The 15921-nt window shown below is 71.6% G+C and carries 18 protein-coding genes; 17 read left to right on the forward strand and 1 reads right to left on the reverse strand.

Features of this window, described 5'->3' with window-relative positions:
• Window positions 1–35: 35 nt before the first annotated feature.
• From gmk to EER34_RS12095, 6 genes are all read left to right on the forward strand, one after another.
• Window positions 36–920, forward strand: a complete 885-nt coding sequence (gmk, locus tag EER34_RS12070) for a guanylate kinase (protein WP_127475657.1) — start codon at window positions 36–38, stop codon at window positions 918–920.
• A 91-nt stretch (window positions 921–1011) separates the two neighbouring features.
• Window positions 1012–1266, forward strand: coding sequence for a DNA-directed RNA polymerase subunit omega (gene rpoZ, locus EER34_RS12075; protein WP_055964963.1), 255 nt, complete (start codon window positions 1012–1014; stop codon window positions 1264–1266).
• 86 nt (window positions 1267–1352) lie between these two features.
• Window positions 1353–2546, forward strand: a complete 1194-nt coding sequence (gene metK / locus EER34_RS12080; RefSeq protein ID WP_127475137.1) for a methionine adenosyltransferase — start codon at window positions 1353–1355, stop codon at window positions 2544–2546.
• Between the two features lie 76 nt (window positions 2547–2622).
• Window positions 2623–4599, forward strand: a complete 1977-nt coding sequence (locus EER34_RS12085; protein ID WP_127475138.1) for a primosomal protein N' family DNA-binding protein — start codon at window positions 2623–2625, stop codon at window positions 4597–4599.
• 8 nt (window positions 4600–4607) lie between these two features.
• Entirely contained in the window at window positions 4608–5531 is a 924-nt protein-coding gene (gene fmt, locus EER34_RS12090) for a methionyl-tRNA formyltransferase (RefSeq protein WP_127475140.1), read from the forward strand.
• Window positions 5528–6898, forward strand: coding sequence for an RsmB/NOP family class I SAM-dependent RNA methyltransferase (locus tag EER34_RS12095; protein ID WP_127475142.1), 1371 nt, complete (start codon window positions 5528–5530; stop codon window positions 6896–6898). Before fmt ends, EER34_RS12095 begins: the two co-directional genes overlap by 4 nt.
• Before the next feature lie 7 nt (window positions 6899–6905).
• On the opposite strand, the gene glsA is transcribed toward EER34_RS12095, so the two are convergent.
• Window positions 6906–8078, reverse strand: a complete 1173-nt coding sequence (gene glsA / locus EER34_RS12100) for a glutaminase A (protein ID WP_205791580.1) — start codon at window positions 8076–8078, stop codon at window positions 6906–6908.
• A 21-nt stretch (window positions 8079–8099) separates the two neighbouring features.
• Between glsA and rpe the strand changes: the two genes are divergently transcribed.
• The 11 genes from rpe to lgt are packed head-to-tail and all read left to right on the forward strand — an operon-like array spanning window position 8100 to window position 15872.
• Window positions 8100–8792 (forward strand): ribulose-phosphate 3-epimerase, encoded by a 693-nt coding sequence (gene rpe, locus EER34_RS12105; protein WP_276317250.1) that lies wholly within the window; start codon window positions 8100–8102, stop codon window positions 8790–8792.
• Between the two features lie 58 nt (window positions 8793–8850).
• A complete protein-coding gene (locus EER34_RS12110) occupies window positions 8851–9114 on the forward strand; it encodes a phosphoribosyl-ATP diphosphatase (protein ID WP_127475148.1) in 264 nt (87 codons plus the stop codon).
• Window positions 9115–9157: 43 nt separating this feature from the next.
• Complete coding sequence (hisG, locus tag EER34_RS12115; RefSeq protein ID WP_127475150.1) at window positions 9158–10000, forward strand: ATP phosphoribosyltransferase; 843 nt, start codon at window positions 9158–9160, stop codon at window positions 9998–10000.
• Window positions 10000–10773, forward strand: a complete 774-nt coding sequence (gene hisF / locus EER34_RS12120; protein WP_127475152.1) for an imidazole glycerol phosphate synthase subunit HisF — start codon at window positions 10000–10002, stop codon at window positions 10771–10773. The genes hisG and hisF overlap by 1 nt, the downstream gene beginning before the upstream one ends.
• A complete protein-coding gene (gene hisI, locus EER34_RS12125) occupies window positions 10770–11135 on the forward strand; it encodes a phosphoribosyl-AMP cyclohydrolase (RefSeq protein WP_127475154.1) in 366 nt (121 codons plus the stop codon). Before hisF ends, hisI begins: the two co-directional genes overlap by 4 nt.
• Entirely contained in the window at window positions 11132–11740 is a 609-nt protein-coding gene (locus EER34_RS12130; protein WP_127475156.1) for a Trp biosynthesis-associated membrane protein, read from the forward strand. The genes hisI and EER34_RS12130 overlap by 4 nt, the downstream gene beginning before the upstream one ends.
• 31 nt (window positions 11741–11771) lie before the next feature.
• Window positions 11772–12002, forward strand: a complete 231-nt coding sequence (locus tag EER34_RS12135) for a DUF6704 family protein (RefSeq protein ID WP_127475158.1) — start codon at window positions 11772–11774, stop codon at window positions 12000–12002.
• Window position 12003: 1 nt separating this feature from the next.
• Window positions 12004–12780, forward strand: coding sequence for an indole-3-glycerol phosphate synthase TrpC (gene trpC, locus EER34_RS12140; protein ID WP_127475159.1), 777 nt, complete (start codon window positions 12004–12006; stop codon window positions 12778–12780).
• Window positions 12777–14042: a tryptophan synthase subunit beta gene (trpB, locus tag EER34_RS12145; RefSeq protein ID WP_127475161.1), complete on the forward strand. Its 1266-nt coding sequence runs from the start codon at window positions 12777–12779 to the stop codon at window positions 14040–14042. The genes trpC and trpB overlap by 4 nt, the downstream gene beginning before the upstream one ends.
• On the forward strand, window positions 14039–14833 hold the full coding sequence (gene trpA / locus EER34_RS12150) for a tryptophan synthase subunit alpha (RefSeq protein WP_127475163.1): 795 nt from the start codon (window positions 14039–14041) through the stop codon (window positions 14831–14833). Before trpB ends, trpA begins: the two co-directional genes overlap by 4 nt.
• A gap of 55 nt (window positions 14834–14888) precedes the next feature.
• Entirely contained in the window at window positions 14889–15872 is a 984-nt protein-coding gene (gene lgt, locus EER34_RS12155; protein ID WP_127475164.1) for a prolipoprotein diacylglyceryl transferase, read from the forward strand.
• Window positions 15873–15921 lie beyond the last annotated feature (49 nt).

Consider the following 15921-nt stretch of genomic DNA (forward strand, 5'->3'; position numbering starts at 1 on the left):
CCGCCGGTTCGCCGGAATCGACCTCCGCCCCGGTGATGCGACCGCCCGACGTCGACCGAGCAGCGGCGTCGCGTCGCGCGGTCGCGGCACGCCGTGAGCGCGCCGCGCTCAAGAAGGACGTCGCGATGCGCGTCATCACGCCGCAGGAGCTCCTCCGGCGGGCCCTCGCCCAGCCGGAGGCGCCGGCCGGGGCGATGCGCGTGACCGAGTTCCTCACCGCCATCCCGGCGATCGGCGAGGGAAAGCGCGACCGCATCCTCAAGGACCTCGAGATCTCTCCGGTGAAGCGCCTGGGCGGACTCGGGACGCGCCAGCGCGAGGCGCTCCGTCGATTCCTCGACGAACGCTGGCCCGAGATGGCACCTCGCGGCGGGCGCAGCCGGCTCGTCGTGCTCGCCGGTCCGACGGCGGTCGGCAAGGGTACGGTGGCGGCCCACATCAAGGAGCACCACCCCGAGATCCACCTGTCGGTGTCCGCGACCACGCGGGCGCCTCGACCGGGCGAGATCGACGGTGAGCACTACTACTTCGTCGACGACGCCGAGTTCGACCGCCTCATCGCCGCGGGCGAACTCCTCGAGCATGCGACCGTGCACAACGCGCACCGCTACGGCACGCCGCGCGCGCCGATCGAGCGCGTGCTGGCCGACGGGCGCACCGCGCTGCTCGAGATCGATCTGCAGGGCGCCCGGCAGGTACGGGCGGCCGATCCCGCGGCGACTCTGGTGTTCCTCCTCCCGCCGAGCTGGGACGAACTCGTCCAGCGGCTCGTCGGCCGCGGCACCGAGGGCGATGAGGAGCGCGCCCGGCGCCTGCGCACGGCGAAGACCGAACTCGCCTCGCAGGGCGAGTTCGACTTCCGGGTCGTGAACGACGACGTCGCCCGCGCCGCGGGCGAGGTGGCACGCCTTGCGCGCTGATCCGCGGCCGCTGGCGTAGAATGGTGGGATGCCTCGGTACGTCCGAGGCCCGCAGACCTCTCCACCCGTCATCCGATCCAGGAGGATTCCCATGGCCGGAACGAACCAGGGCATCATCGAGCCCCCCATCGACAGCCTTCTCGAGAAGGTCGACTCGAAGTACCAGCTGGTGATCTTCGCCTCCAAGCGCGCGCGGCAGATCAACGACTACTACTCCGACCTGCACGAGGGCAACCTCTTCGACAACGTCGGTCCGCTCGTCGACTCGACGGTCGAGGACAAGCCGCTGACGATCGCGATGCACGAGATCCACGAGGACAAGCTCCGCCTTCGTCCCATCGAGTAAGACCGTTACGTCCTGATGCCCCCGGGGCGGCTCCGTCCGCCTTCGGGGGCATACTGGTGCCTGCACTCTTTCGAACTGGAGCATCGATGAGCGACCTTCGCCTGTTCACGTCCGAGTCCGTCACCGAGGGGCATCCCGACAAGATCTGCGACCAGATCTCCGACAGCATCCTCGACGCGATCCTCACCGCCGACCCGCACGGCCGCGTCGCCGTCGAGACGCTGGTGACGACAGGGCTCGTCCACGTCGCGGGCGAGGTCTCGACCTCCGCGTACGTCGAGATCCCCGCGATCGTGCGTTCGGTGGTGAACCGCATCGGCTACACGTCCAGCGACACCGGCTTCGACGGGGATTCGTGCGGCGTGAGCGTGTCGATCGGCGCGCAGTCGTCCGACATCGCGGCCGGCGTCGACAAGGCGTTCGAGCGCCGCGAGGACGGCTCCGAAGACCCGAAGGACCTTCAGGGCGCGGGCGACCAGGGCATCATGTTCGGGTACGCCACGACCGAGACTCCCCAGCTCATGCCCATGGCGGCATGGACGGCTCACCGCATGGCCGAGCGCCTCGCCGAGGTGCGCCGCTCCGGCGAGCTGCCGTTCCTGCGTCCCGACGGCAAGACCCAGGTCACCCTCGGCTACGACGGACAGGTCCCGCGAACAGTCGAATCGGTCGTCCTCTCCACGCAGCACCAGCCCGACATCTCGCAGAAGGCGCTCCGCGCGGCCGTGCGCGCCGAAGTCATCGACCCCGTGCTCGAGGAGACCGGACTCGAGCTGCCCGACGTGAAGTTCTACATCAACCCGGCAGGACCGTTCGTGACGGGCGGCCCGAAGGGCGACGCCGGTCTGACCGGCCGAAAGATCATCATCGACACCTACGGCGGCGCATCCCGTCACGGCGGCGGCGCGTTCAGCGGCAAGGACCCGTCGAAGGTCGACCGCTCCGCCGCCTACGCGATGCGCTGGGTGGCGAAGAACGCGGTCGCAGCCGGTCTCGCCGACCGGCTCGAGGTGCAGGTGGCCTACGCGATCGGCAAGGCCAAGCCCGTCGGTCTCTACGTCGAGACGTTCGGCACCGGCCGCGTCTCCGACGAGAGGATCACCCGGGCGATCCTCGACGTGTTCGACCTCCGCCCCAAGGCGATCATCGACCACCTCGACCTGCTGCGCCCCATCTACGCGAAGACCGCCGCCTACGGCCACTTCGGCCGAGAGCTGCCCGAGTTCACGTGGGAGCGCACCGACCGCGCAGACGACCTGCGCACCGCCGCAGGCCTGTGACCCGGAGCCGCGCCTCCCGGGCAGGCGCCCCGCACGTCCCAGGAGACGAGTGCGCCGGACGCGGCAGAGGCGCGGCATGACCGAGCGGCGGGTCGCCCGTGTGCTGATCGACTCTCCGCTTCCGCAGCTGGACCGCCTGTTCGACTACGCGATCCCCGAGCACCTGTCCGACGCCGCCGCTCCCGGCGTGCGCGTCCGTGTGCCGCTGCGCACCGCGGGCCGCATGGTCGACGGCTACCTCGTCGCCGTCGGCGAGCCGGATGCCTCCGACCGCCCGCTCTCGGAGCTCGAGTCCGTCGTCTCGCCCATTCCCGTCCTGACGACGGGCCTGTATGCGCTGGCCCGGCGCTGCGCCGACCGCGCGGCGGGGTCGGCCAGCGACATCCTGCGCCTCGCGATCCCCAAGCGGATGGTGCGCGCCGAGAAGGCCTGGCTCGCGGCCGACGCTCCTCGTACGCCGCTCGTCGTCGACGAAGCGCGTGAATGGGCCGAGTCCGTGCTGGGCGCGTTCCCGGGCCTCGGGCAGGCGCTGGACGGCGCGGAGCGTCTCGCCCTCGATGCCCCGCCTGCGCCCGGTCTGCTCAACGACGGTTCAGCGGTCGGGTCGTGGGCGATGCTCCTCGCGGCGGCGGCGGTACGCACGCTGTCTCTCGGGCGGAGCGCGATCCTGGTCGTCCCCGACCATCGCGACCGCGCACAGCTCGAAGCCGTGCTCGCGCAGTACGTCGTCGCCGAAGCCGTCGTGCGCGACGACGCCAAGCAGAGCTCGCCGCTGCGATACTCCGCCTTCCTCCGCACCCTCGCCGACGCTCCTTGCATCGTGATCGGCAACCGCTCGGCCGTGTACTCGCCTGTGCACCGGCTCGGGCTGGTCGCGCTGTGGGACGACGGCGACCCGTTGCTCTCGGAGCCGTTGAGTCCGGGGGTGCACGCGCGCGACGCCGCCCTGCTCCGGCAGGAGCTCGACGGCGGAGCGCTCGTGTTCGCAGGGCACACCCGCACCACCGATGTGGAGCGTCTCGTCGCCGTCGGCTGGGTGCGCGATCTGCCGGCGAGCCGCCGTACGAGCCCCCGCGTGGTGCTCAGCGCGACGCGCGAGGGAGAGTCTCGCGGGTCGCGCGTGCCGTCGGCAGCGTTCGCCGCGGCCCGCGAGGCCCTCGCGCACGGACCCGTGCTGGTGCAGGTGTCCCGGCCGGGGTACGCCCCGGTGCTCGTCTGCGCGGAGTGCCGGCATCCGGCCCGCTGCGCCCACTGCGGCGGCCCACTGCACGCGGCGCGGCAGGGCGCGGTGCCGTCGTGCAGCTGGTGCGGCCGGACCGCGACAGGATGGACCTGCCCGGACTGCTCGTCCACCCGGGTGCGCATGGCGTCGTCGGGCAGCGAGCGCACCGCCGACGAGCTGGGCCGCGCGTTCCCGGGCGTGCGGGTCATCGTCGCCGACGGCGACCACCCCGTGACGCACGTCGACGCCCGTCCCGCCCTGGTCGTCGCCACGCGCGGCGCCGAGCCGCTCGCCGCGGGCGGGTACCGGGCGGTCGTCCTCCTGGACGGAGATCGGATGCTGCTGGCCGACGATCTGCGAATCGGCGAGTCCTGCCTGCGATGGTGGTCGAACGCCGCCGCCCTGGCCGCTCCCGGGGCGCCCGTCCACCTCGTCGGGGTCGCCGGACCGGTCGCCCGTGCTCTTGCGACGTGGACGCAGGCCGCCTACGCCCGCGCGGAGCTCGCCGACCGTGCACCGCTGCGCATGCCGCCGACCGTGCGCGTCGCCTCCATCGACGGCGCCCGTCCGGCCGTCGACTCCGCTCTCGCGGCTCTGCGTGCCGCCGTTCCCGAGCTCGACGCCGAATCCGTCCTCGGCCCGCTTCCGCACGACGAGTCCGTGCGCGCACTCGTCCGGTTCGACTACGCCCTCGGCGCCCGCGTCGCCGAGAGTCTGCGGGCATCGGTCGTGAGCCGGGCGATCACCTCGCGGCGGCCCGCGAAGGGGCGCGCACCCACCGCCCGCAATACACTCAGAGTTCGGGTCGATGTGCCCGATCTCGACCTGTGAGGAACCCCATGCGTCTCGTCTTCGCCGGAACCCCCGAACCGGCGGTGCCATCGCTGCGGCGGCTCGCGGCATCCGATCACGACATCGCGGCAGTCGTCACGCGCCACGACGCGCCTCTCGGGCGCAAGCGCGTGCTCACGCCGTCTCCCGTTGCTGCGGCGGCCGACGAGCTCGGGCTCCATGCCCTCCGCGCGGATCGCCTAGACGCGGACGCCACCGAGCGGATCGCGGCCCTGCGACCCGACCTGGGGGTGATCGTCGCCTACGGCGGACTGGTTCGCGAGCCCCTGCTGTCGACACCCGCGCACGGCTGGATCAACCTGCACTTCTCGCTGCTCCCACGCTGGCGGGGCGCGGCGCCCGTGCAGCACGCACTCATCGCGGGGGATGCCGAGACGGGAGCGAGCGTCTTCCAGCTCGTCCCCGAACTCGACGCCGGAGCGGTGTTCGCCGAACGTCCTCACCCGATCCCCGACGGTGCGACGGCCGGAGAGCTCCTCGCGGAGCTTGCGGAGACCGGAGCCGACCTGCTGCTCGACGTGATCGACGCGATCGCCGCGGGCACCGCCGTCGCCCGCCCGCAGTCAGGGGAGGGAACGTACGCGCCGAAGCTCGGAGACGCCGACGGCGCCGTGCGATGGAGCGAATCGGCCGACGCCGTGCTCGGACGGATCCGGGGCGTGACACCCGAGCCCGGCGCCCACACCACGATCGACGGCGCCCGCCTCAAGGTCCTCGCGGTGCGCCGCGCCGAACCCGGCATGCCCGCCCTCGCTCCGGGCGCGATGTCCCTTCATGGGCGTGACGTCCTCGTCGGCACGGCCACCGACCCCGTCGTCGTCGAGACGGTGCAGCCGGCCGGCAAGGGCGCGATGCGCGCCTCCGACTGGTGGCGCGGACTGCGCACCACCGACCCGAAGGCGGGTTCGTGAGCACCGTCGCCGGAGCCCGTCAGGTCGCGTACGACACGATCCGAGCCGTCCACGAGTCCGACGCGTACGCCAACCTCCTGCTGCCCACCTCGATCGGCCGGGCCGGGCTGTCGACCTCCGACGCAGCGCTGGCGACCGAGCTCACGTACGGCACCCTGCGTCGCCAGGGCACGTACGACGCCGTCATCTCGATCGCGGCGGATCGCGGCATCCCCGAGATCGATCCCGCCGTGCTCGACGCGCTCCGCCTCGGCGTCCACCAGCTGCTGTCGACCCGCGTCGCGTCCCACGCCGCGGTGAACGAATCCGTCGAGCTGGCGCGCTCCGCGGGCGGGAGAGGAGCCGCGGGCTTCTCGAACGCCGTCCTCCGGCGCGTGTCGCGCGACACGCCCGGCGACTGGATGACGCGCATCGCGGAGAATGCACGCTCCGACGACGAGAAGCTCGGCCTCCTGTTCTCCCACCCGGTCTGGATCGTCCGCGCGTTCCGTCGCGCTCTGGCCGCCGAAGGACGCGCCGACGAGCTGGAAGCGCTCCTCACCGCCGACAACGCCGCCCCTCGCGTGACGATGGTCGCGCTTCCCGGCCTCGCCGATGTGCCCGAGGACTCGCGTGCGACGCCGTTCTCGCCGGTCGGATTCCGCCTGGGCGGGGGCGATCCCGAATCGGTCATCCGCGAGTCCGACGGGCGCGTGCGGGTGCAGGACGAGGGCTCGCAGCTCGCCGCCCTCGCGCTCACCCGCGCGCTTCCGGTGCGCCCGGGGGAGCGCTGGCTCGACCTGTGCGCCGGGCCGGGCGGCAAGACCGCCCTGCTCGCGGCCGAGGCGCTCGCCCACGGGGCCGCCCTCGAGGCGAACGAGATCTCGCCGTCGCGCGCGGGCCTGGTGCGCCGCGCACTCGAAGGCGTGCCGCTCGACGTCCCGGTCTCGGAGCAGGACGGACGCACGCGGGCCGCCGAGGCGCCCGGCACCTACGACCGGATCCTCGTGGACGCGCCGTGCACCGGGCTCGGTGCGCTCCGCCGTCGTCCGGAGGCCCGCTGGCGGAAGGCGCCCGGCGACGTGCCCGAGCTGACCGAACTCCAGCGCGAGCTTCTCCACGCGGCCGTCGTCGCGCTCAAGCCCGGTGGCGTGGTCGCGTACGTCACCTGCTCGCCGCATCTCGCAGAGACCTCAGGTGTGGTCGCCGACGTGCGCCGAGAGTGGGGCGCGGCTCTCGAGGAGCTGTCCGCGCGCGATGTGGTGACCGCGATCTCGGATGCCGATCCCGGCCTGTCACCGCAGGCCGACGGCTCAGGGCGCGCTCAGCTCTGGCCGCACCGGCACAACACCGACGCGATGTCGATCACGCTCCTGCGGCGGGTCTGACCGGCGTTCACTGCTCCAGGCGGAACCCGAGCGGCAGCCCTTCGAACTCCGTCTGCAGCGCGACGAGGGCAGCAGGGTGCATCCGTCCGATCTCGCGCGCATCGAGCGTGACCGTCGAACCCTCGGGAAGCCCGGTGGCGAGCTCGCGCAGCACGGCGAACACGCGCTCCGTGCCGGCGAAGCCCAGTTCGCCGCTGAGCCGGACGACAGGACCCGTCTCGCCGGAGTGCACCGAGACCGCGGGCACGGCGACGCTCTCGTGCGGCTCGAGCAGATGCATCCCGAGCCTCTCGGCGAGCTTCTCGACCACCGCGACGGCGCGCACGCTGTTGCCGTGACCATCGAGGCGAGGGCTGAACGCCGCGACGCCGAACTGCGACGGCGCGACGGCGAGCAGGCCGCCGCTGACGCCGCTCTTCGCCGGGAGTCCGACGCGCAGCAGCCACTCGCCGGAGAAGTCGTACATCCCGCAGCTCGCCATCAGCGAGAGCACGTCGCGGGCGATGTGCTCGTCGACCACACGCTCCCGGGTGGTCGGGTTGAAGCCGCCGAAGGCGAGCGTCGCGGCCATCTCGGCCAGGTCTCTCACCGTGACGAGCACCGAGCACTGCCGGAAGTAGGACTCCACGGCGAGATCGACCGGTGCCTCGATCACGTCGTACGACCGCAGCAGGTGCGCGAGCGCGCGGTTGCGGTCGCCGGTCGCGGACTCCGAGGCGTACACGGACTCGTCCACGCGGAGCTCACGGCCGGCGAAGCGGGAGAACAGGTCGACGATGCGTTCCGTCCGCTCCGCGATCGAGCCGCCCGGGACGAGCGCGGTCGTGGCGATCGCCCCGGCGTTGATCATCGGGTTGGCCGGGCGGCCGGTGCCCGCCTCGAGGCTGATCGCGTTGAACGGCTCGCCGCTGGGCTCGGCGCCGACCCTGGCCATGACCGCCTCGCGGCCGTGCTCGACGAGGGCCAGCGCGAGCACGAACGGCTTCGACATCGACTGGATCGTGAACTCGTGGTCCGCGTCGCCCGCCGACCACACGCGTCCCCGTGGCCCGACCACGGCGAGGGCGAGTGCCTCGGGATCGACGCCGGCGAGTTCGGGGATGTAGGACGCCGGAGCGCCCTCTGCGAGAGGCCTGACCTCTTCGAGCGCGCCGCTGAGCAGCGCCGTGATGGAGTCCACGGCTCGACCATAATGGACCCCGTGCCCCTCCGTGACGAGATCGGCCGCGACGGCGGCATCCGCATCAACCCGAGCATCCTGGCGGCGGACTTCGTCAACATGCAGGCCGAGCTCGCCCGCATCGCGACGGCGGACTTCGTCCATGTCGACGTGATGGACAACCACTTCGTGCCGAATCTCACGTTCGGGCCGCAGATGGTGGAGCGCGTCCAGGCGACAAGTCCGGTGCCCCTCGACGTTCACCTCATGATCTCCGACCCCGATCGGTGGGCGCCCGAGTACGCCGAGATCGGTGCGGCGTCGGTCACGTTCCATCTCGAGGCCGCGACCGAGCCTCTGGCGCTCGCACGCCGGCTGCGCGCGATCGGCGCCCGTGCCGGCGTCGCCGTGAAGCCCGCGACCCCGATCGAGGGTCTCTTCGACCTGCTCGACGACTTCGATCAGATCCTCGTCATGACCGTCGAGCCCGGCTTCGGCGGCCAGTCGTTCATGCCCGAGACCATGCCGAAGCTGCGCCGACTCGCCGATGAGGCGAAGCGGCGCGGGTCGTCGGTGTGGCTTCAGGTCGACGGCGGGATCGGGGAGGCAACGATCGCCCAGGCGGCAGAGGCCGGCGCCGACACCTTCGTGGCCGGGTCGGCCGTGTTCGGAGCGGCAGACCCGGAAGCGGCGATCGCCGGTCTGCGCGCGTCCGCCGCCCGCCATGCGCACTGACGCGGTCCGTCGCGTCACGCGGGGCCGCGGCATCCCGGTCGTTCGCTAACCTGGCATGGTGAAGACGTTCGATGCGCTGTACGCCGAGCTCGCCGCGAAAGCGGCCGAGCGCCCCGACGGATCGGGCACCGTGGCGCAGCTCGACGCGGGCGTCCATGCGATCGGCAAGAAGATCGTCGAAGAGGCCGCCGAGGTGTGGATGGCCTCCGAGTACGAGTCGACGGATGCCGCGGCCGAGGAGATCTCGCAGCTGCTGTACCACCTCCAGGTGATGATGCTCGCGAAGGGCATCTCCCTCGAGGACGTGTACCGACATCTCTGAGCGCGCGCCTCTCCTCCGCCCTCGAACCGAAAGCCCCGCTGCCATGCTGCGAATCGCCGTGCCGAACAAGGGCTCGCTCGCCGAGACCGCCTCCGAGATGCTCTCCGAGGCGGGCTACACCGGCCGACGCGACCCGAAGGACCTGCACGTCATCGACCCTCAGAACGAGGTCGAGTTCTTCTACCTGCGCCCCAAGGACATCGCGACCTACGTCGGATCCGGCGCGCTCGACGTCGGCATCACCGGCCGCGACCTGCTCCTGGACGCCCGCATGCCGGGCGCACGCGAGATCGAGGCGCTCGGCTTCGGCGACTCGACGTTCCGCTTCGCCGGGCCCCCCGGCCGCTTCTCGTCCGTGGCCGACCTGGAGGGCGTCCGGGTAGCCACCGCCTACCCGGGCCTTGTCGACGGCTTCCTCGACGACCACGGCGTGGCGGTCGACCTGGTGCCGCTGGACGGCGCGGTCGAGTCGGCGGTGCGCCTGGGAGTGGCGGATGCGGTGGCCGACGTCGTGTCGACCGGCACCACCCTCCGCCAGGCGGGGCTGGAGATCTTCGGCCCGGTGATCCTCGAGTCGGAGGCCGTGCTGATCGGCGCGCCCGACGAGGCAGACGGCACCCAGACGCTGCTGCGCCGTCTCCGCGGGGTCATGGTGGCCCGCCGCTACGTGCTCATCGACTACGACCTGCCTGCGGCTCTCATCGATGAGGCGGTCGCACTCGCCCCCGGGATCGAGTCGCCCACGATCTCACCGCTTCGCGACCCCGCGTGGGTCGCGGTGCGCGTGATGACCCCCCGCCAGAGCGCGAATCAGGTCATGGACGCGCTCTACGCCCTCGGCGCGCGCGCGATCCTCGTCACGGCGATTCACAACGCGAGGCTCTGATGGCCCTGGTCTGCCGCGTCATCCCGTGTCTCGACGTCGCCGCCGGCCGCGTCGTGAAGGGTGTCAACTTCGAGAACCTGCGCGACATGGGCGATCCGGTCGAACTCGCGCGGGAGTACTTCCGCCAAGGCGCCGACGAGCTCACCTTCCTCGATGTGACGGCGACCGTCGATGAGCGCTCGACGACCTACGACGTCGTCCGGCGGACGGCCGAGGAGGTCTTCATCCCGCTCACCGTCGGCGGGGGAGTGCGCTCGACCGACGATGTCGCGCGCCTGCTCTCGGTCGGCGCCGACAAGATCGGCGTGAACTCCGCAGCGATCGCCCGCCCCGGCCTCCTCGACGAGATCGCGGACCGCTTCGGTGCGCAGGTGCTCGTCCTGTCGCTCGACGTCAAGCGATCGCCCGGCACCGAATCGGGCTTCGTCGTCACGACCCACGGCGGACGCACCGAGACGACGCTCGACGCCCTCCTCTGGGCGCGCGAGGCGATCGAGCGCGGTGCGGGCGAGCTCCTGGTCAACTCGATCGACGCCGACGGCACGAAGCAGGGGTTCGACCTCGAGCTCGTCGCCCTCATGCGCGAAGTCTCGAGCGTGCCGGTCATCGCATCGGGGGGCGCCGGGCGCGCCGAGGACTTCGGCCCGGCCGTCGAGGCGGGAGCCGACGCGGTGCTCGCGGCATCCGTCTTCCACTCCGGACAGCTCACCGTCGGCGACGTGAAGGCGGCGATGACCGCGGACGGCATCGCCGTGAGAGAGGTGGCGGCATGACCGAGACCGTGCAGGACCGGATCGACCGCGTCGCGTTCACCCCCGACGGCCTGGTCGCCGCCATCGTCCAGCAGTGGGACACGCGCGAGGTCCTCATGTTGGGGTGGATGGATGCCGAGGCCCTCCGTCGCACGCTCACCGAGGGCCGCGTCACATTCTGGTCGCGTTCGCGCCAGGAGTACTGGCGCAAGGGCGACACCTCCGGCAACATCCAGCTCGTGCGGGGGGCGCGGCTCGACTGCGACGGCGACGCGATCCTCCTCGAGGTCGACCAGGTCGGCCCCGCGTGCCACACCGGCACGAGGACCTGCTTCGACGCCGACGATCTCGATCCCGTCGCGGGGCCGGAGCGCCCGGAGTGACCCGCCGCGCCCGTCTGCTCTGCGTCGCCGCGATCCTCGCGTGCGGAGCGCTCGGAGTCCTCTCGTCGACCCAGACGTGGCTCACCGTGGTGCTGGACGACGGTGCGGGGCGCACGCTCGACGTGCCGGGCGCGTCGGCGATCCCGGTCCTCGCCCCGCTCAGCCTGGCCGTCCTCGCCCTCGGAGGGGCGCTGTCGATCGTTGGCGTGGTTCTGCGGTACCTCTTCGGGGGCCTGACGCTCCTCATCGCCGCTCTGCTGGCCTGGCTGACCACCCAGGTCGCCTTCACGCATCCGACGTCCTCGGTCTCCTCGACGGTGACCGAGGCGACGGGCATCACCGGCGAGACCGCGGTGGAAGCCATGGTGGCCTCCATCTCGGCGACCCCGTGGCCGGTTGTGACGCTCGCCGGCTGGATCGTCCTGCTCGCGGCGGGAGTCGTCACGCTGGCGACCGCGCACCGCTGGAGGGGCAGCGGTCGCCGCTACCGGACCGACGACACGCCTCGCACCACCGCCGCCGCGGGCTCCCGCCCGCACGACGCGATCGACTCGTGGGACGACCTGTCGCGTGGCGATGATCCGACCGACCGCCCGCTAGACTGACGGCATCCCGCGCCTAACTGGAGGAAGATCCATGAGCAACCACATCGGCGACCCCGGCCACGGACACTCGCCCGCCGCCTGGACGGCGGTGGTGATCATGCTCGTGGCGGTCACGCTCGGCACGGTGTTCTACTGGTTCGACCTGCCCGTGCTGGTGTGGGCGTCCGCTGCGCTGCTCGTCGTCGGCCTCATCGTCGGCTGGATCATGGCCAAGGCCGGGTACGGCGTCAACGGCGCGAAGTACAGCACGAAAGAGCACTGACGTGCTCGCCGACCTCACGGCCGGCGCGGTTCAGGATGCCGAGGCCCGCGCCTCGGAGCGCCCCCTCGCAGTCGTCGAGGCAGCGGCGCTGGCTCAGCCGTCCGCGATCGACGCCCTCGCCGCACTGTCGCCCGCCGCACGCGTCAAGATCATCGCCGAGGTGAAGCGTGCGAGTCCTTCGCGCGGTGACCTTGCCTCGATCCCCGACCCCGCTCACCAGGCGCTCCTCTACGAGCGGGGAGGAGCCTCGGCGATCTCCGTGCTGACCGAGGGACGCCGCTTCAAGGGCAGCCTCGCCGACCTCGAAGCGGTCAAGGGCGCCGTCCGGCTCCCGGTGCTGCGCAAGGACTTCATCGCGAACGAGTACCAGGTGCTCGAGGCACGCGCTTCCGGCGCCGACCTCGTGCTGCTAATCGTCGCCGCCCTCGAGCAGGACGACCTCGCCCGACTCCACGCCTTCACGAAGGAGCTCGGCATGACCCCCCTCGTCGAGACGCACTCCGCCGATGAGGTCGCGCGTGCCGCAGAGATCGGCGCACGCCTCATCGGCGTGAACGCGCGCAATCTCTCCACGTTCGAGCTCGATCGCGACCTGTTCGGCCGCCTCGTCGACCGCATTCCGGCCGATGCCGTCAAGATCGCCGAATCCGCGGTGCTCGCCCCGGCGGACGTCGCGCACTACCGCGCCGCGGGCGCCGACGTGGTGCTCGTGGGCGAGGCACTCGTCACGAACGACCCGGTCACGACCCTGCACGCGTTCCTGGAGGCCGGCTCATGAGTCTTCGCGAGGCATCCGGTCCCTTCTTCGGCGAGTTCGGCGGGCGCTACATGCCCGAGTCGCTCATCGCCGCGATCGACGAGCTGACCGCCGAGTACGAGGCGGCGAAGGTCGACCCCGCATTCCAAGCGGAGTTCGTGCGCCTGCTCCACACGTACGCGGGACGCCCGTCGCCCATCACCGAGGTGCAGCGCTTCGCGGCGCACGCCGGCGGGGCGCGGGTGTTCCTCAAGCGCGAGGATCTCAACCACACCGGCTCGCACAAGATCAACAACGTGCTCGGCCAGGCGCTGCTCACCCAGCGTCTCGGCAAGACCCGCGTGATCGCCGAGACCGGGGCAGGGCAGCACGGCGTCGCCACCGCGACCGCGGCGGCCCTCTTCGGACTCGAGTGCACGATCTACATGGGCGAGGTCGACACGGAGCGCCAGGCGCTCAACGTCGCCCGCATGCGGCTCCTGGGGGCCGAGGTCGTGCCGGTGAAGACCGGCTCGCGCACCCTAAAAGACGCCATCAACGACGCCTACCGCGACTGGGTCGCGACCGTCGAGACGACGAACTACATCTTCGGCACGGCCGCGGGACCCCACCCGTTCCCGGCGATGGTGCGCGACTTCCAGAAGGTCATCAGCGAGGAGGCGCGCGCTCAGCTGCTCGACGAGGCGGGCCGGCTCCCGGATGCCGTCATCGCGTGCGTCGGCGGCGGTTCCAACGCGATCGGCATGTTCGACGCGTTCCTCGACGACGAGGGCGTCAGGCTCTACGGGGTCGAGGCGGCCGGCGACGGCGTCGACACGCCCCGGCACGCCGCATCCATCGAGCGCGGCCGCCCCGGCGTGCTGCACGGCGCCAAGACGTTCGTCCTCCAGGACGAGGACGGCCAGACCATCGAGTCGCACTCCATCTCGGCAGGCCTGGACTACCCGGGTGTCGGGCCGGAGCACGCGTGGCTCGCCTCCATCGGACGCGCGGAGTACATCCCCGCCACCGACGACGAGGCGATGCAGGCGCTCCGGCTGCTGTCCGAGACCGAGGGCATCATCCCGGCGATCGAATCCGCGCACGCCCTCGCCGGCGCACTGCGCATCGGTCGCGAGCTCGGCCCCGACGCGATCCTCGCCGTGTGCCTCTCCGGCCGCGGCGACAAGGACATGGACACCGCGGCGAGGTATTTCGACCTGTACGACGAGGGAGCGAATGCCGCGGCCGCCGCGACCGCTCCGCACGACGAGTCCGCCAAGGGCGAGGGGGAGAAGCTGTGACCTCTCGCGTCGCCGCCGCGATCGACGCCGCACACGCCGACGGGCGCGGCGCCCTGATCGGTTACCTGCCGCTGGGCTTCCCGGACCTGCAGACCAGCATCGACGCCGCCGTCACGCTCGCAGAGAACGGCGCCGACATCCTCGAGCTCGGTCCTCCCTACTCCGACCCGGTCATGGACGGCACCGTCATCCAGGAGGCCACCCAGGCAGCGCTCGCCGGCGGATTCCGGCTGCGTGACACGTTCACCGCCGTCGCCGAGATCACGCGCCGCGTGGACGTGCCGGTGCTGGTCATGACCTACTGGAACCCCGTGCTGCAGTACGGAGTCGACCGCTACGCCGACGACCTCCTCGCCGCGGGGGGAGCCGGGCTCATCACACCCGACATCACGCCCGACGCCGCCGCGGAATGGATCGCGGCCAGCGAGCGCACCGGGCTGGATCGGGTCTTCCTCGCGGCCCCGACCTCCACCGACGACCGCCTCGACCTGATCGTGCAGAACTCGACGGGCTTCGTGTACACCGTCTCGACGATGGGCATCACGGGGGAGAGGGCGCAGCTGGATGCCGCGGCCCGCACCCTCGTCGCGCGGCTTCGCGCCCACGGCGCCGCGCACGCCTGCGTCGGCATCGGGATCTCGAACGCCGACCAGGTGTCGGGGGTGCTGGACTATGCCGACGGCGCGATCGTGGGCACCGCACTCGTCCGCGCGCTGCGCGACGGCGGGCTCGACGGCCTCGCTCGGGCGACCCGCGCCCTCGCCGACGGCACCGCACGCGTCGGGAATTAGACTTCTGACGTCGGCCCGCCGCCGTCGTCCCCACCAGCAAGGATTCTCGTCTCCCATGATCAACGCCGCACAGAGCCTCGCCCAGGGCGTCGTCGCCAGCATCCCGAGCCCCTCGGTGAGCTCCTTCCCGCTCGGGCCGCTCACGATCCACTTCTACGCGCTGTGCATCATCGCGGGGATCATCGCCGCCGTGCTCCTGACGAACCACCGGCTGACCAAGCGCGGTGCCGAGCCCTGGGTCGTCATCGACATCGCGCTCCTGGCGGTTCCGCTGGCGATCATCGCCGCGCGGATCTATCACGTGGTCACCCACTGGAGCTTCTACTTCGGCGAGGGCGCGAACCCGCTCTCGGCCCTCTACATCTGGGAGGGCGGCATCGCGATCTACGGCGCTCTCATCGGCGGCGCAGTGGGTGCGTGGCTCGGCTGCCGGTGGACCGGCATCCGCTTCTGGACGTTCGCGGACGCGCTCGCGCCCGGCCTCCTGCTCGCGCAGGCGATGGGGCGCTTCGGCAACTGGTTCAACCAGGAGCTGTTCGGCCTGCCCACCGACCTGCCGTGGGGCCTGGAGATCGCCTACCCGAACCCGGCCTGGCCGGTGGGCCTCCCCGAGGGAACGCTGTTCCACCCCACGTTCCTGTACGAGGTCGTCTGGAACACCCTGGGCGTGCTCGTGCTGCTGTGGGCCGGCCGGAAGTTCCGTCTGCAGTGGGGGCGCCTGTTCGGCCTGTACCTCGTCTGGTACAGCGGCGGGCGCATCGTCTGGGAGTCGATCCGCATCGATCCGAGCGACATCTTCCTCGGCGTGCGCACCAACGTGTGGGCGGCGATCTTCGGCGTGGTCCTCGGTCTCGTCATCTTCTTCGTGCAGAAGCGGCGTCATCCCGGCTACGAGCCCTCGCCGTACGTGCCGGGCCGCGAGTGGAAGCCCGAAGGGGCTGTACAATCGCAGAACACCGACGACTTCGTCGACGTCAGCGAACCCCCGACGTCCGAGTCCGTCGAGGGCACCGCCACAAGCACTCCCGCCACGAAGTAACGCATGCAGATCAGCTAGCACATGCAGTTCGACTAGCACAGGGCCGACG

Source organism: Microbacterium sulfonylureivorans, assembly GCF_003999995.1.
In the GTDB taxonomy this organism is placed as follows: domain Bacteria; phylum Actinomycetota; class Actinomycetes; order Actinomycetales; family Microbacteriaceae; genus Microbacterium; species Microbacterium sulfonylureivorans.

Excerpts from the sequence above, each read along its gene's own strand:
- gmk (WP_127475657.1), top strand. The coding sequence starts at position 36 with ATGCGACCGCCCGACGTCGACCGAGCAGCGGCGTCGCGTCGCGCGGTC.
- rpoZ (WP_055964963.1), top strand. The coding sequence starts at position 1,012 with ATGGCCGGAACGAACCAGGGCATCATCGAGCCCCCCATCGACAGCCTT.
- metK (WP_127475137.1), top strand. The coding sequence starts at position 1,353 with ATGAGCGACCTTCGCCTGTTCACGTCCGAGTCCGTCACCGAGGGGCAT.
- EER34_RS12085 (WP_127475138.1), top strand. The coding sequence starts at position 2,623 with ATGACCGAGCGGCGGGTCGCCCGTGTGCTGATCGACTCTCCGCTTCCG.
- fmt (WP_127475140.1), top strand. The coding sequence starts at position 4,608 with ATGCGTCTCGTCTTCGCCGGAACCCCCGAACCGGCGGTGCCATCGCTG.
- hisG (WP_127475150.1), top strand. The coding sequence starts at position 9,158 with ATGCTGCGAATCGCCGTGCCGAACAAGGGCTCGCTCGCCGAGACCGCC.
- hisF (WP_127475152.1), top strand. The coding sequence starts at position 10,000 with ATGGCCCTGGTCTGCCGCGTCATCCCGTGTCTCGACGTCGCCGCCGGC.
- hisI (WP_127475154.1), top strand. The coding sequence starts at position 10,770 with ATGACCGAGACCGTGCAGGACCGGATCGACCGCGTCGCGTTCACCCCC.
- EER34_RS12135 (WP_127475158.1), top strand. The coding sequence starts at position 11,772 with ATGAGCAACCACATCGGCGACCCCGGCCACGGACACTCGCCCGCCGCC.
- trpB (WP_127475161.1), top strand. The coding sequence starts at position 12,777 with ATGAGTCTTCGCGAGGCATCCGGTCCCTTCTTCGGCGAGTTCGGCGGG.
- lgt (WP_127475164.1), top strand. The coding sequence starts at position 14,889 with ATGATCAACGCCGCACAGAGCCTCGCCCAGGGCGTCGTCGCCAGCATC.